Origin of the sequence: Pseudomonas sp. AM8, assembly GCF_036346475.1 — a bacterium.
GTDB lineage: Bacteria > Pseudomonadota > Gammaproteobacteria > Pseudomonadales > Pseudomonadaceae > Aquipseudomonas > Aquipseudomonas marginalis.
In genome coordinates this window covers 580,827-595,356 of the sequence record NZ_JAOTNX010000002.1, presented here as the reverse complement: position 1 = coordinate 595,356, position 14,530 = coordinate 580,827, and the positions used below count along the sequence as shown (strand labels likewise).

Here is a 14,530-nt window from a genome sequence, read left to right as displayed (position 1 = left end):
GCTTGCTCGCGAAGAACTCAGGGCCACCGCGCTTATCGAGAATGAACGCGTTGCCTGGGCGTTTTTCGCGAGCAAGCTCGCTCCTACAAAAAGCCTTAACTGACTGGCATTAGGGCAACCCCCCTGCCACATTTTGATCTCTGTTCACATTGGATCAGTGGTGTTTGAGGATCAGGCGCCAGGCAACGCCAGCTGCGGATTGACGAAGTCAAACGCCGCCAACTGAAAGCCTTGCTCATCCGCCTGCAACGCCCAGCCCTGCTTGTCCCAATCCCCCAGCACAATGCGCTTGGCCGCCTGGTCGCCAATCTGCAGCTTATGGATCGCCGGGCGGTGCGTGTGGCCGTGGACCAGGGTGCGCACGCCGAACTGCTGCATCACCCGCGGCACTTCCTCGGGCGTCACATCGACAATGTCGTTGGCCTTCATGCGCGTTTGCGCGCGGCTTTCACTGCGCAGCTTGCGCGCCAGCCGATGGCGGGTGCGCAACGGCAGGTGACGCAGGATAAACAGCACGATGGGATTACGCAGGATGCGCCGCAGCTTCATATAGCCAAGGTCGCGGGTGCAGAGGCTGTCGCCGTGCATCAACAGCACGGGTTCGCCTGCGAGCTGCACGACACTCGGGTCCTTGAGCAAGGTGGCGCCTGCCGCTTTGCAGAACGCCTTGCCGAGCAGGAAGTCGCGGTTGCCATGCATGATAAAAATCGGGGTGCCGCTGTCGCTCAGCTCGCGCAGAGCCTCGCAGATCGAACGCTGGAAGGGCGTCATCCCATCGTCGCCAATCCAGGCTTCAAAGAAGTCCCCCAGAATGTACAACGCCTGGGCGCCACGGGCGCGGTTGTGAAGCAGATCCAGAAACGCCCGGGTAATGTCCGGGCGCTCCTCTTCCAGATGCAAATCTGAAATCAGTAATATCACTCAACGATCTCGGCTTTCTCGACGATCACGTCTTCGACCGGAACGTCCTGGTGACCGGCCTTGGAGGTGGTCGACACGCCTTTGATCTTGTCGACGACGTCCTGGCCTTCGGTGACTTTACCGAACACGGCGTAGCCCCAGCCCTGTACGTTCTTGCCGCTGTGGTTCAGGAAGGCGTTGTCGGCCACGTTGATGAAGAACTGCGCGGAGGCCGAATGCGGCTCCATGGTACGGGCCATGGCGACGGTGTACTTGTCGTTGGAAAGGCCGTTGTCCGCTTCGTTCTGGATGCTTGGGCGCTTGTCTTTCTTTTCTTTCATGCCAGGCTCGAAACCGCCGCCCTGGACCATGAAGTTACCGATGACACGGTGGAACACCGTGTTTTCGTAGTGGCCGGCCTTAACGTACTCGATGAAGTTGGCGACGGTGATCGGCGCTTTCTCGGCGTTCAGCTCGATGACGATGTCACCGTGGTTGGTGGTCAGTTTGACTTGAGTCATGTTCACTACTCTTTTCAGGGAATTCGTGGGTTTGGACGCCTGGGGCGCCTTACCTGTCTGGCTAAACGGCGGCCAAGGCGCGCAGTTTAGCGTGCCCGGCAGGAATTTCGAGGTGGTTTTTTACCGCCCGGTTAATTAAAGCAGCAGTTTTTGGTCGTGACCTGTCAGTGTCTTGACAGCATCAGCTATGATATCGCCTTTGTTTTATCTGGCCCCAACCGGCCACGAACCTGTCTGTTCAAGGATCCTATGAGCAAGCCCACTGTCGACCCTACCTCGAATTCCAAGGCCGGACCTGCCGTCCCGGTCAATTTCCTGCGCCCGATCATCCAGGCGGACCTGGATTCGGGCAAGCACACGCAGATCGTCACCCGCTTCCCGCCAGAGCCCAACGGCTACCTGCACATCGGTCACGCCAAGTCGATCTGTGTGAACTTCGGCCTGGCCCAGGAGTTCGGTGGCGTCACGCACCTGCGTTTCGACGACACCAACCCGGCCAAGGAAGACCAGGAATACATCGACGCCATCGAAAGCGACATCAAGTGGCTGGGCTTCGAATGGTCCGGTGAAGTGCGCTATGCCTCCAAATACTTCGACCAGCTGTTCGACTGGGCCGTCGAGCTGATCAAGGCCGGCAAGGCCTACGTCGACGACCTGACCCCGGAGCAGGCCAAGGAATACCGTGGCACCCTGACCGAACCGGGCAAGAACAGCCCGTTCCGCGACCGCTCCGTAGAAGAGAACCTCGACTGGTTCGCCCGCATGCGCGCCGGTGAGTTCCCGGACGGCGCCCGCGTACTGCGCGCCAAGATCGACATGGCCTCGTCGAACATGAACCTGCGCGACCCGATCATGTACCGCATCCGCCACGCCCATCACCACCAGACCGGCGACAAGTGGTGCATCTACCCGAACTACGACTTCACCCACGGCCAGTCGGACGCCATCGAAGGCATCACCCACTCCATCTGCACCCTGGAGTTCGAGAGCCATCGCCCGCTGTACGAATGGTTCCTCGACAGCCTGCCGGTCCCGGCGCACCCGCGTCAGTACGAGTTCAGCCGCCTGAACCTGAACTACACCATCACCAGCAAGCGCAAGCTCAAGCAACTGGTGGATGAAAAGCACGTACATGGCTGGGATGACCCGCGCATGTCCACACTGTCGGGCTTCCGTCGCCGTGGCTACACCCCGGCCTCGATCCGCAACTTCTGCGACATGGTCGGCACCAACCGTTCCGACGGCGTGGTCGATTTCGGCATGCTGGAATTCAGCATCCGTCAGGACCTCGACGCCAACGCCCCGCGCGCCATGTGCGTGCTGCGCCCGTTGAAAGTCGTGATCACCAACTACCCCGAAGGCCAGGTCGAGAACCTCGAACTGCCGCGTCACCCGCAGAAAGATGAGCTGGGCGTGCGCAAGTTGCCATTCGCCCGCGAGATCTACATCGACCGTGACGACTTCATGGAAGAGCCGCCAAAAGGCTACAAGCGCCTGGAGCCGAACGGCGAAGTGCGCCTGCGCGGCAGCTACGTGATCCGTGCGGACGAAGCGATCAAGGACGCCGACGGCAACATCGTCGAGCTGCGCTGCTCGTACGATCCGGACACCCTGGGCAAGAACCCTGAAGGCCGCAAGGTCAAAGGCGTGGTCCACTGGGTGCCTGCCGCTGCCAGCATCGAGTGCGAAGTGCGCCTGTACGATCGTCTGTTCCGCTCGCCAAACCCTGAGAAGGCTGAAGACAGCGCGAGTTTCCTCGACAACATCAACCCTGATTCCCTGCAAGTACTCACTGGTTGTCGTGCCGAGCCATCGCTTGGCGACGCACAGCCGGAAGACCGTTTCCAGTTCGAGCGCGAAGGCTACTTTTGCGCGGATATCAAGGACTCGAAACCAGGCGCTCCGGTATTCAACCGTACCGTGACCTTGCGAGATTCGTGGGGCCAGTGATTTAAGGGAAACATCGTGCTAACGATCTACAACACGCTCAGCAAGACCAAAGAAGTCTTCAAGCCGCTGGATGGCAACAAGGTGCGCATGTACGTGTGCGGCATGACCGTGTACGACTACTGCCACATCGGCCACGGCCGCAGCATGGTTGCCTTCGACCTGGTGACCCGCTGGTTGCGTTTCAGCGGCTATGACTTGACCTATGTGCGCAACATCACCGACATCGACGACAAGATCATCAACCGCGCCAATGAAAACGGCGAGTCGTTCGACGCCCTGACCGAGCGCATGATCGCCGCCATGCACGAGGACGAGGCGCGCCTCAACATCCTCAAGCCGGACATGGAACCGCGCGCCACGGACCACATCCCTGGCATGCACGCGATGATCCAGACCCTGATCGACAAGGGTTACGCCTACGCCCCGGGCAATGGCGACGTGTACTACCGCGTCGCCAAGTTCATGGGCTACGGCAAGCTGTCGCGCAAGAAAATCGAAGACCTGCGCATCGGCGCGCGCATCGAAGTCGACGAAGCCAAGCAGGATCCGCTCGACTTCGTGCTGTGGAAAGGCACCAAGCCCGGCGAGCCGAGCTGGGAATCGCCATGGGGCGCCGGGCGTCCGGGCTGGCACATCGAATGCTCGGTGATGTCCACCTGCTGCCTGGGCGAGACCTTCGACATTCATGGCGGCGGCAGCGACCTCGAGTTCCCGCACCACGAAAACGAAATCGCCCAGAGCGAAGCCGCCACCGGCAAGACCTACGCCAACGCCTGGATGCACTGCGGCATGATCCGCATCAATGGCGAGAAGATGTCCAAGTCCTTGAACAACTTCTTCACCATCCGCGACGTGCTGGAAAAGTACCCCCCGGAAGTGGTGCGTTACCTGCTGGTGTCCAGCCACTACCGCAGCGCCATCAACTACTCCGAAGACAACCTCAAGGACGCCAAGGGCGCCCTGGAGCGGTTCTACCACGCGTTGAAAGGCCTGCCATCCGTGGCGCCGGCCGGCGGCGAAGCCTTCGTGGCACGCTTCACCGAAGTCATGAACGACGACTTCGGCACACCGGAAGCCTGTGCGGTGCTGTTCGAGATGGTGCGCGAGATCAACCGTTTGCGCGAGAGCGATCTCGACGCAGCGGCGGGCCTGGCGGCGCGCCTGAAAGAACTGGCCAGTGTGTTGGGCGTGTTGCAGATGGAAGCCGACGAGTTCCTGCAGGCCGGCGCCGAAGGGCGTGTGGATGCGGCTGAAGTCGATGCGTTGATCCAGGCGCGTTTGGCTGCGCGTACCAACAAGGACTGGGCGGAGTCCGACCGTATCCGTGACCAACTGACCGCGATGGGTGTGGTGTTGGAAGATGGGAAAGGTGGGACTACTTGGCGGTTGGCTGACTGACGGTTGGTTGCTGTACGTTGAATAAAAAAACGCCCCGACTGGTTCGGGGCGTTTTTTGTAGTATGGAGATTAGTATGCGTCAAACTAGCTGGATTTATAGCGCTCTCATCAAAACCACCATCTGATTTCCCATCTAACAGGTAGAGCCCCCGCGTGAGCGGGTATACAGAAAAAAGCAATCCATCCAATGAAGGGGTAGTTTGATATAAGATCTGGGTTGTATCCGAGTAAGGGAAAGTTGTTTTTTTCGATCATGCTTAAGTATGTGATCGAAAAAAAGCCATTAAATATTAAACATAGTAGAAATTTTGCAAGAAAATACTCGGTTCCAGAGAAGCGTATTTTTAGTGTGTATGCGCAAAGAATTCCCCATGTGGCAAATAGCGGGAAAGTCAAAACGAACCAGAGTGTCAATGTTTTTCCTCGTCGTACATCTGCTTTATCGTTTGAAAATCTGTATAGACTTCGATTCCCATCGTAGTTGGGGTCATTGTTTTGTACGCTCGGATGTAATCGGTTGGGAGGTATCTAAATAGGCGCCAAGCATCAGGTTTAAGTACGTGTCTTGCAGCACTGTAGACGGATAAGCCAATATCAGCTGCACCGTAGGCCATATTGGCTGCTCGTTCATCATGACCCATAGCGAATGCGGCCGACTGATATGCAGCACGAACCGGGCCGACCGCATCTGATTGTCCCGTCACTAGATTACGCCCACCCTCATATACGTTATTTGCACCATGTGCGATCAGCGGCACCCCCGCAATGAGACAGAGCGTGCCAACTGATGCGTAGCAAATTCCAGCTCCTGTGGCCATTTGCAGCGCGCCTGCTACAACTCCAATACCTTTACGCCCAATCTCCATTGACTGGTTCAGCAGGCTTTGTTGTTCGGTTTTTATCTCCACGAGCCCCTGCGCAACCGTCTTTTTTCCCTGCTCCACATCGTTAACAATACTGCGAGCGTAATAGGCCACTTCCCGATTGAATATCGAACGATTAACGCCATCCTGTAGATGTCGGGCACTTATTGCGCACGCATGATTGGTCAGTTTTGCAGCGGCTTGGCTGACTACCCCCAAGTCATAGAAAGTAGGCGTTTGATTTTTGTTCTTTGAGTTCATCGCCCGGTTTCCCATGAGCCATAGCCGCTGGTCCCCGCGATGTGATGTGTCCAGATAATTTCCCGATAACAAATCGACAGATGTTCTTGTGCGTCTACATCATTCAGGAGTACGGAATGGGGAACGTCGACGGTCAGGCTGGCAATGATGCAGCCCCTTATATCGACGGTGTAGTATTTTTCGTGCCGACCAAACTGTGAAATTCGATAGAAGTTGATGACGCAGTTCAGTTCTTCTCTGTTGGATAACGCCACGGCCAGCAAGGGCGAGGATTTATCAATGCTTTTTGTGATGACCACAGGGCCGTGAGTGGAAGCACTGACGTTGCCGGTGTTGAGCATATTGTGGTTGAAGGACATCACCATGATTTCATCCCTGTGCCCCTCCTGACATTTGTTGCCAATAGAGTCTTGAGTTGAGCAGCCAGCCGAGATCAGGCCTTGAGATTTTCCGTTAATGGACATGTAACCGTGGTTAGCCATGGAAGTTGGTATCCTGATTTATTCACCATAAACATACGGAAAAATGTAAATAGGAAATATCGGATGTTTCGCCTTTTATCGTGCGAGCGGGATGTAGGATTATTCGGTTTTGTGCGAGAAGAAAAACGCCCCGTTATGCAGGGGCGTTTTGCTGTGGTTGTGTGAGCGAAGGTAATGACGGCATTCGTCGCCTACTATTTTTCAATTCCCGCGCAATGCTCATTCAGTGCTTCATTCACCAGAAGCTGGATAGTTTCCACCATTCGGCAAATCCCTAGTGCCACGCTGCGTGGTGTGCCATCAATCTCAAAGGCTAAATGACTAGCCAATGCCTGAACTGACGCAAGGTCCTCCGAAGCATTGACCAGTAGTGTCTCGGCATCCAGTCCTTTACGTACAGTAAAAAGACCTAGCCCGTCATCAGGTGGCCCAGGCGTTGAAGACGGATTCAAATGATGGTTAATCGCTTGATCAGCACAAGCGTGAAGCGAAGATGAATCCAGCGGCGGATTCGAATTGTCTTTAATCATGGCGAAGCTCCCAGAGTATTGGAGTCACCTAGAGTCTAATCGGGCTGCGAAACCCGGTCGCTGAATTTGCAGCGACCACCTAAGATTAGAAAGCCATTTTCCGAGCGACAACACTAAATCTTTGTAGGAAGTTTCTCTACGACCAATATCGAGGTGTTGCTGACCTCATAAGCGCTACCAGCTGCGTCGTTATGGACAGTCGCATGGTATTCACCGTTCTTGAAATGCAGGGCAACGCCGTCATCCAGCGCGTAGGCGGGGTGTATGTTTTTAAGTCGAACCAGTTCAACAAACGAAGATTCTCTCCCCACCTCTGAACTGAAGTGCGGGCACAGCGCGCCAGGGAGAAAACCCAGCCCGTCGATCAGCGCATATACGCCTCCTGAGTCGGAATGCCCGTGGTCGAACCAGCAGATGGCGCCGGCACTGACGCCGCAAAGCGCTTTGCCGTGTTCCTGGGCTTGCTTCAAAAGGGCGGTCACGTCAAATTCACGCCAGATGGCCAGCAAGGCTCGGGTGTTGCCGCCGGCCACATAGATGATGTCAGCCTGCTCAAACAGCGCGGCAACATGACCCGGGGCTGGAAAAGGCGGAATGAAAAACGTCAATGGCACAACGGTGCAGCCGGCGCTTTGGTATTTGAGCGTGAAGTCGGCAATCTTCGTACGGTCATCGCCATTGGCGGTGGAGATATAGAGCACCGTGGGCTGGGTTTTGCCCGACGAAGCGACGATATATTCGTCGATGCCGGTCATGCGCGTCATGTCTTCGCTGGACTCGCCGCCGATGACAATAATGTTTTTATCCATGGTGAACTCCTGTCTCAGCACAGCGGGCATACCCAGGTCTTAGGACATTTCCCAAAATGCCCGTAGGGTTTGACGCTCATTCCATCCTAGCTTTAGATGATTGCCACGACCAAACCCAAGACGAAACTGGCGGTAATTCAAATGGATTGTATTTTCTGCAGCATTGTCCGCAAAACTTCCCCCGCCCACATCCTGTGGGAAGACGACCACCACATGGCGTTCCTCTCGATCTTCCCCAACACCCCAGGCTTCAGCGTGGTCATCCCCAAACAGCATTACGGCAGTTATGCGTTTGCGCAGTCGGATGAGGTGCTGGCTGGTCTGATGGTCGCGACCAAGAAAACCGCTTTGCTGATCGACCGGGCGTTTCCCGATGTGGCCCGCACGGGGATGATGCTGGAAGGGTATGGTGTGGATCACTTGCATGCGAAGTTGTTTCCCATGCATGGGACGGGGCAGGACAGTGCGTTCAAGCCGTTGAGTTCGAAGGTGGATAAGTTTTTCGAAGCTTATGAAGGCTATATCTCTTCCCATGACCATGTGCGGGCGGATGATGCCGAATTGGCTGAGCTGGCAGAGCGAATCCGATCTTTCGTCTAGCACAAATCCAAATGTGGGAGGGGCGGTGCGACGATTCGACTTGCTCCCGATTGCAGTGGATCAGTCGGCTCATCTGTAGCTGACCCACCGCAATCGGGAGCAAGCCTCCTCCCACATATTGACTGTGTACGGTCTGTCACTCAGCGGCGGCTGCTGACCTCGGCGGGTACGTCGTCACCGGCCATGCGCTTGCGGAACAGCGCGGTGCGGGCCAGCAGCAACGTGGTCACCGGCACCGTGATCGCCAGCAGGATCGGTATCAACCACCCGTGCAGCACCGGCCCGGACTTGAGCACCGAAAAGTAAACAATCGACGCCAACGCCACGCACCACGCGCCCAGAGTCGAAGCCAATGCCGGCGGATGCATGCGCTGGAAGAAGTCCTTCATGCGCAGCAAGCCAATCGCGCCAATCAGCGCAAACACGCTGCTGAGCACCAGCAGCACCGCCACTATCACTTCCATCCACAGCGGCATCATTCAATCACCTCTCCGCGCAGCAGGAATTTGGCCAGGGCAAACGAGCCGACGAAGCCGAACAACGCGATCAGCAGCGCCGCTTCGAAGTAGGTATCGCTGGCATAACGAATACCCAGCACCAGCATCATCAGCATGGCGAGGATGTACAGGTAGTCCAGCGCCAGTACCCGGTCCTGGGCCGAGGGACCTTTGAACAGGCGGATCAGGGTCAGCACCATGGCCAGGGAGAACAGGAACAGGCTGAACAGGATCGCATTGGAGAGCAGGGCGCTCATTCGAAGATCTCCATCAGGGGCCGTTCGTAGGCGCTTTTGAAATGTTCGATGAAGGACGCTTCGTCCTCCAGATCGAATACATGCAACAACAGGACGCTGCGGTCCAGGGCCAGTTCCGACCAGATGGTACCGGGCACGACGGTGGTGATCATCGACAGCGCCGCCAGGCCGTTGGCATCGCGCAGGTCCAGGGGGATTCTGATAAAGCGCGAGCGCGGTGGTCGCGAGCCGCACGTCAGCACGCCCCACGCCACTTGCAGGTTGGAGACGACCACGTCGCGGCCTACCAACAGGAACAGGCGCAGGATCACACCGGGGCGGTGCAGTCTGATCGGTTGCGGACGCAGCGGCGCCATCATCAGCGGTGCAAGAAACCCCAGCAGCGCGCCCAACAGCAGGTTGCCGGGGCTGACGGACAGGTTCAGCACCAGCCACAGTATCCACAAGGCCAACGATAACCACGGGGCCGGGAACAGGCGTCTCATGGCTGTACCTCCAGTGCGGCGGTCTTGGCTTCAGGGCTCGGCACCGGGCGCGTGGCCATGACGGCCATCACGTAGGTTTCCGGGTTGTTCAGGCTCCGGGCAGTGGCCAGGGTGTACTGCATCAGCGGTTCGGCCTTGAAGGTCAGCGAAATGCTCAGGCCCAGCAGCAGGAAGATCGGCAGGCACTCGTAACGGCGCAGCAGCGGCGATGGGCGCTCTTCCGGGGTCCAGAAACGCTGGATACCCAGGCGCGCGAAAGCGATCAGTGAAGCCAGGCCGGACAGGATCAGTAAAGCCACCAGGCCCCAGGCCGCCGGACGAACAGGTTCATCCACACTGACGCCCAGGCCCAAGGGGTTAACCAGCGCACTCAACAAACTCAGCTTGCCGATAAACCCGGACAGCGGCGGCATGCCGATGATCAGCAGGGCGCAGGCGACAAAGCTCAAGCCCAGGAAGGCCATGGTCCAGGGAATCACCTGGCCGACCACGGCTTTCTGCTCGTCATCCAGGTTCACGCCAGGACGCGGATGCAGGGATTCCATGGCCTTGGGCAGTGCGTCGATTTCTTCATCCAGCGGCAGGTCGTTGGCCGAGCGCGAACGCTCGATCAATTCGGCCAGCAGGAACAGCGCACTCAACGCCAGGGTGGAGCTGACCAGATAGAACAGCGCTCCGGCGGTCAGGCTTGGCTGGGCGAAGCCAACGGCCGACAGCAGGATGCCGGCCGAGACCAGGATGCTCAAGCTGGCCATGCGCTCGAGCCGCTGCGCCGCCACCATCGCCAGCGCCGCGCAGATGATCGTGGCCATGCCGCCGTACACCAGCCAGTCGCCGCCAAACAACGCCGACGCGCCGGCCTGGCCGGAGAACAACAGGGTCCACAGGCGCAGCACGGTGTACACGCCGACCTTGGTCATGATCGCGAACATCGCTGCCACCGGCGCACTGGCCGAGGAGTAGGCGGGGGCCAGCCAGAAGTTCAGCGGCCACATGCCGGCCTTGGCCAGGAATGCGGTGGCGAGGATCGCCGCACCGGCATGCAGCAGGCCGCGATCCGCCTCGGGGACCAGGGGGATTTTCAGTGCCAGGTCAGCGAAGTTCAGCGTGCCGGTCACGCCGTAGATCATCGCCGCGCCAATCAGGAACAGCGACGACGCCAACAGGTTGATCGCGATGTAATGCAGCCCCGACGACACCCGCGCCCGGCCCGAGCCGTGCAGCATCAAGCCGTAGGACGCCGCCAGCAGCACCTCGAAGAACACGAACAGGTTGAACAGGTCCGCCGTGAGGAACGCGCCGTACAGGCCCATCATCTGGATCTGGAACAGCGCATGGAAGCTGGTGCCGGCGCGGTCCCAACGGGCCATGGCGAACAGCAGCGCGCTCACGCCGATGATCCCGGTGAGCACCAGCATCAGCGCCGAGAGCTGGTCGACCACCAGCACGATGCCGAACGGCACCTGCCAGTTGCCCGGCAGGTACACGCCAATCGAGCCGGGGCCGCCTTTTTGCGTCCAGTACAACAGCAGGATCGCGATGCCCAGGCCAATGACGCTGGAGAACAGGTTGATCCTGGCCTTCAGCGGGCGGCGTTTTTCGCCGAGCATCAGCATCAGCGCGGCGGTGAGCAACGGCAGCAAAATGGGGGCGACGATCAGTTGGTTGACCCAATTCATTCCTTGGGCTCCCGGCCGTCCACATGGTCAGTGCCGGTCAGGCCCCGTGATGCCAGCAGCACCACCAGGAACAACGCGGTCATGGCGAAGCTGATCACGATGGCCGTGAGCACCAGGGCCTGGGGCAGGGGGTCGGTGTAGTTGAGCAGGTCCTGGGGCACGCCGTCCTTGATGATCGGCTCCTTGCCGATAAACAGGCTGCCCATGCTGAAAATGAACAGGTTGACCCCGTACGACAACAGGCACAGGCCCATCACCACCTGGAACGTCCGTGGCCGCAGGATCAACCAGACGCCGGAGGCCGCCAGGACCCCAATGGCAATTGCGATGACTTCTTCCATCAGGCGGCTCCTTCGGTGGCGGCGACTACTTTGGCCTGGTTGCTCGGTTTATGCGCGCGCACCGACTGGTGGCCGAGGGCGGTGAGCATCAGCAGCGTCGAGCCGACGACCATGGCGTATACGCCCACATCGAAGAACAACGCGCTGGCAACATGAATATCGCCCAGCAGCGGCAGGCTGAAATGCCAGGTATGGGTGGTGAGGAACGGGTAGCCGACAAACAACGCGCCGATCCCGGTCAGCGTCGCCGAGAACAGGCCGAAGCCCATCCAGCGCATCGGCCGCAGGCTCATCTGCGCCTCGACCCACTGGGTGCCGGCAACCATGTATTGCAGGATAAACGCCACCGACATCACCAGGCCGGCGACAAACCCGCCGCCCGGTTGGTTGTGGCCGCGCATGAACAGGTAGAACGACACCACCAGCGCAATCGGCAGCAGCAGGCGCACCAGCACCGCCGGCACCATCATGAAGCCCAGGGCGGTGTCGCTGGCCTGGCGCGGGTTGACCAGGTCGGTGGCCACGTCCGGCGCCAGTTGACGCTGCTGTGGCGGCAGCTCCATGCTTTCCTTGGACGGGCGGAAACGACGCAGCAGGGCGTACACCGTCAGCGCCACGGCGCCGAGCACGGTAATTTCGCCGAGGGTATCAAAGCCCCGGAAGTCCACGAGCATCACGTTCACCACATTGCTGCCACCGCCCTCGGGCAGGGCGCGGCTCAAGTAGAACGAGGAAATATCGTTGGGCGTCTGGCGCGTCAGCATCGCATAGGACAGCAGCGCCATGCCGCCGCCTACCACGGTGGAGAGCAGGAAGTCGCGCAGACGACGAATGCGCGCCTTGCGCAGCGAACTGGGCAGTGGCGAGACCTCTTCGATCCGCCGTGGCAGCCAGCGCAGGCCGAGCAGGATCAGTACGGTGGTGACCACTTCCACCACCAGCTGGGTCAGCGCCAGGTCCGGCGCCGAGAACCACACGAAGGTGACGCAGGTCATCAGGCCGCACACGCTGACCATGGTCAGGGCCGCGAGCCGGTGGTACTTGGCTTGCCAGGCGGCGCCGAGGGCACAGGCAATCGCCAGCAGCCACAGGGTGACGAACACGATGGAGCCCGGGATCTTCGGGCGGTCGCCCCAGCTGAGGCCGCTGTTGAGCATCGGGATCATGGCGCCGATCACCGCGACGATCACCAACAGGAACAATTGGGTCTGCAGGCGCTTGGTGCTGATGCGTTTCTCGATCCTGCGCACGCCGCGCATCATCACCACCAGGCTGCGCTCGAAGCCGCGCTTGCCGTTGAAGTAGCTGATGACCGGCGGGTACTTGAAACGGCCGCGCTTCAGTTGTTTGCGTAGCAGTAGGTAGAGCACCACGCCACCGGACATGGCCACCAGGCTCATGATCATCGGTGCATTCCAGCCATGCCAGATCGCCAGGCTGTATTCCGGCAGCACGCCGCCGACCACCGGCAGCGCCGCGGCGGCGAGGATCGAACCGACCACCTGGGCCGGGAAGATGCCCACCAGCAGGCAGGTGAATACCAGCAGCTCAACCGGGGCGCGCATCCAGCGCGGGGGTTCGTGAGGTGTGTGGGGCAGGTCGGTGGCGGGCGGGCCGAAGAACACATCCACGGTAAAGCGCAGGGCGTAGGCCACGCTGAACGTACCGGCGATGGTTGCGATCATGGGCAGGGCGATTTCCACCCATTGGGTCGACGAGATAAACACGGTTTCAGCGAAGAACATCTCTTTGGACAGGAAACCATTGAGCAATGGCACGCCGGCCATGGATGCACTGGCCACCATCGCCAGGGTCGCGGTAAACGGGATCAGGCGCACCAGGCCACTGAGCTTGCGGATGTCCCGCGTGCCGCTTTCGTGATCGATGATGCCTGCCGCCATGAACAGCGAGGCCTTGAAGGTGGCGTGGTTGAGGATATGGAACACCGCGGCGACGGCGGCCAGCGGGCTGTTGAGGCCCAGCAGCAGGGTGATCAGCCCGAGGTGGCTGATGGTGGAATAGGCTAAAAGGCCTTTGAGATCATTCTGGAACATGGCGCAGTAAGCGCCGAGGAGGAGGGTCAGGGCGCCGGCACCGCCGACGATCCAGAACCATTCTTCGCTGCCGGACAGCGACGGCCACAGGCGGGCCAGCAGGAACACGCCGGCCTTCACCATCGTCGCCGAGTGCAGATAGGCAGACACCGGGGTCGGTGCGGCCATGGCGTGGGGCAGCCAGAAGTGGAACGGGAACTGCGCGCTTTTGCTCAGGGCGCCGATCAGCACCAGCGCGAGCATCACCGGGTACAGCGAATGCGCGCGGATCTGCTCGCCGGCGGCCAGCACCTGGTCCAGCTCATAGCTGCCGACGATATGCCCCAGCAGCATCACGCCCGCCAGCAGGCACAGGCCGCCCGCGCCGGTGACCATCAAGGCCATGTACGCACCACGACGCGCATCGGCGCGGTGGTGCCAGTAGCCGATCAACAGGAACGAGAACAGGCTGGTCAGTTCCCAGAAGAACACGATCTGGATCAGGTTGCCGGAAATCACCAGCCCGAGCATGGCGCCCATGAAGGCCAGGAAAAACGCGAAGAAACGCGGCACCGGATCGTCCGGCGACATGTAGTAGCGCGCATACAGCGACACCAGCGCGCCGATGCCGAGCACCAGCATCGAGAACAGCCAGGCGAATCCATCCATGCGCAGCACGAAGTTCAGCCCAAGGCTGGGCAACCACATGAATTCTTCGCGGATCACGCCACCGTGGGCGATCTGGGGGTAGAGCAGGGCGACTTGAACGGTTCCGACCAGGGCCACAAGGCCAGCCAGCAGGGATTCGGTGTTACGTGCATTGTGCGGCAGCAAGGCCGCCAGACAGCTGCCGATAAAAGGCAGAAGCAGTAGAACTATCAGGGACATAGGCTTCTAATCTGCGGGAGTTTGGGATGCATCATA

At 59.5% G+C, this 14,530-nt stretch carries 15 protein-coding genes; 3 read left to right on the top strand and 12 right to left on the bottom strand.

The window, feature by feature from the left end; all coding sequences use genetic code 11:
• Nucleotides 1–171: 171 nt before the first annotated feature.
• The gene (lpxH, locus tag V3W40_RS07805) at nt 172–921 is read right to left on the bottom strand and encodes a UDP-2,3-diacylglucosamine diphosphatase (RefSeq protein ID WP_027606286.1); all 750 of its coding nucleotides are present in this window, start codon (nt 919–921) and stop codon (nt 172–174) included.
• Nucleotides 918–1,421, bottom strand: a complete 504-nt coding sequence (locus V3W40_RS07800) for a peptidylprolyl isomerase (protein WP_065927032.1) — start codon at nt 1,419–1,421, stop codon at nt 918–920. The genes lpxH and V3W40_RS07800 overlap by 4 nt, the downstream gene beginning before the upstream one ends.
• A gap of 249 nt (nt 1,422–1,670) precedes the next feature.
• Here V3W40_RS07800 and V3W40_RS07795 point away from each other — a divergent pair, with 249 nt between their 5' ends.
• Both V3W40_RS07795 and cysS read left to right on the top strand, forming a co-directional pair.
• Nucleotides 1,671–3,371: a glutamine--tRNA ligase/YqeY domain fusion protein gene (locus tag V3W40_RS07795; protein ID WP_330214783.1), complete on the top strand. Its 1,701-nt coding sequence runs from the start codon at nt 1,671–1,673 to the stop codon at nt 3,369–3,371.
• Nucleotides 3,372–3,386: 15 nt separating this feature from the next.
• Nucleotides 3,387–4,769: a cysteine--tRNA ligase gene (gene cysS / locus V3W40_RS07790; protein WP_330214782.1), complete on the top strand. Its 1,383-nt coding sequence runs from the start codon at nt 3,387–3,389 to the stop codon at nt 4,767–4,769.
• Nucleotides 4,770–5,179: 410 nt separating this feature from the next.
• Here the strand turns inward: cysS and V3W40_RS07785 are convergent, their stop codons facing one another.
• From V3W40_RS07785 to V3W40_RS07770, 4 genes are all read right to left on the bottom strand, one after another.
• Nucleotides 5,180–5,893 carry a DUF4225 domain-containing protein gene (locus tag V3W40_RS07785; protein WP_315872148.1) on the bottom strand — a complete coding sequence of 238 codons (714 nt, stop codon included), beginning with the start codon at nt 5,891–5,893 and terminating at the stop codon, nt 5,180–5,182.
• Nucleotides 5,890–6,375, bottom strand: coding sequence for an Hcp family type VI secretion system effector (locus tag V3W40_RS07780; protein WP_074847190.1), 486 nt, complete (start codon nt 6,373–6,375; stop codon nt 5,890–5,892). The genes V3W40_RS07785 and V3W40_RS07780 overlap by 4 nt, the downstream gene beginning before the upstream one ends.
• Before the next feature lie 194 nt (nt 6,376–6,569).
• The gene (locus V3W40_RS07775; protein WP_074847189.1) at nt 6,570–6,905 is read right to left on the bottom strand and encodes a DUF6124 family protein; all 336 of its coding nucleotides are present in this window, start codon (nt 6,903–6,905) and stop codon (nt 6,570–6,572) included.
• Between the two features lie 113 nt (nt 6,906–7,018).
• Nucleotides 7,019–7,714, bottom strand: a complete 696-nt coding sequence (locus V3W40_RS07770; protein WP_074847188.1) for a peptidase E — start codon at nt 7,712–7,714, stop codon at nt 7,019–7,021.
• A 141-nt stretch (nt 7,715–7,855) separates the two neighbouring features.
• Between V3W40_RS07770 and V3W40_RS07765 the strand changes: the two genes are divergently transcribed.
• Nucleotides 7,856–8,314, top strand: coding sequence for an HIT family protein (locus V3W40_RS07765; RefSeq protein WP_074847187.1), 459 nt, complete (start codon nt 7,856–7,858; stop codon nt 8,312–8,314).
• 140 nt (nt 8,315–8,454) lie between these two features.
• Here V3W40_RS07765 and V3W40_RS07760 read toward each other — a convergent pair whose 3' ends face one another.
• The 6 genes from V3W40_RS07760 to V3W40_RS07735 are packed head-to-tail and all read right to left on the bottom strand — an operon-like array spanning nt 8,455 to nt 14,494.
• Nucleotides 8,455–8,793: a Na+/H+ antiporter subunit G gene (locus tag V3W40_RS07760; RefSeq protein WP_074847186.1), complete on the bottom strand. Its 339-nt coding sequence runs from the start codon at nt 8,791–8,793 to the stop codon at nt 8,455–8,457.
• On the bottom strand, nt 8,790–9,068 hold the full coding sequence (locus tag V3W40_RS07755; protein ID WP_005789171.1) for a K+/H+ antiporter subunit F: 279 nt from the start codon (nt 9,066–9,068) through the stop codon (nt 8,790–8,792). The genes V3W40_RS07760 and V3W40_RS07755 overlap by 4 nt, the downstream gene beginning before the upstream one ends.
• Nucleotides 9,065–9,553: a Na+/H+ antiporter subunit E gene (locus V3W40_RS07750; RefSeq protein WP_074847185.1), complete on the bottom strand. Its 489-nt coding sequence runs from the start codon at nt 9,551–9,553 to the stop codon at nt 9,065–9,067. Before V3W40_RS07750 ends, V3W40_RS07755 begins: the two co-directional genes overlap by 4 nt.
• The gene (locus V3W40_RS07745) at nt 9,550–11,232 is read right to left on the bottom strand and encodes a monovalent cation/H+ antiporter subunit D (protein WP_330214781.1); all 1,683 of its coding nucleotides are present in this window, start codon (nt 11,230–11,232) and stop codon (nt 9,550–9,552) included. The genes V3W40_RS07750 and V3W40_RS07745 overlap by 4 nt, the downstream gene beginning before the upstream one ends.
• A complete protein-coding gene (locus V3W40_RS07740; protein WP_003192163.1) occupies nt 11,229–11,573 on the bottom strand; it encodes a Na+/H+ antiporter subunit C in 345 nt (114 codons plus the stop codon). The genes V3W40_RS07745 and V3W40_RS07740 overlap by 4 nt, the downstream gene beginning before the upstream one ends.
• Nucleotides 11,573–14,494, bottom strand: coding sequence for a monovalent cation/H+ antiporter subunit A (locus tag V3W40_RS07735; RefSeq protein WP_065927039.1), 2,922 nt, complete (start codon nt 14,492–14,494; stop codon nt 11,573–11,575). The genes V3W40_RS07740 and V3W40_RS07735 overlap by 1 nt, the downstream gene beginning before the upstream one ends.
• Nucleotides 14,495–14,530: the final 36 nt, after the last annotated feature.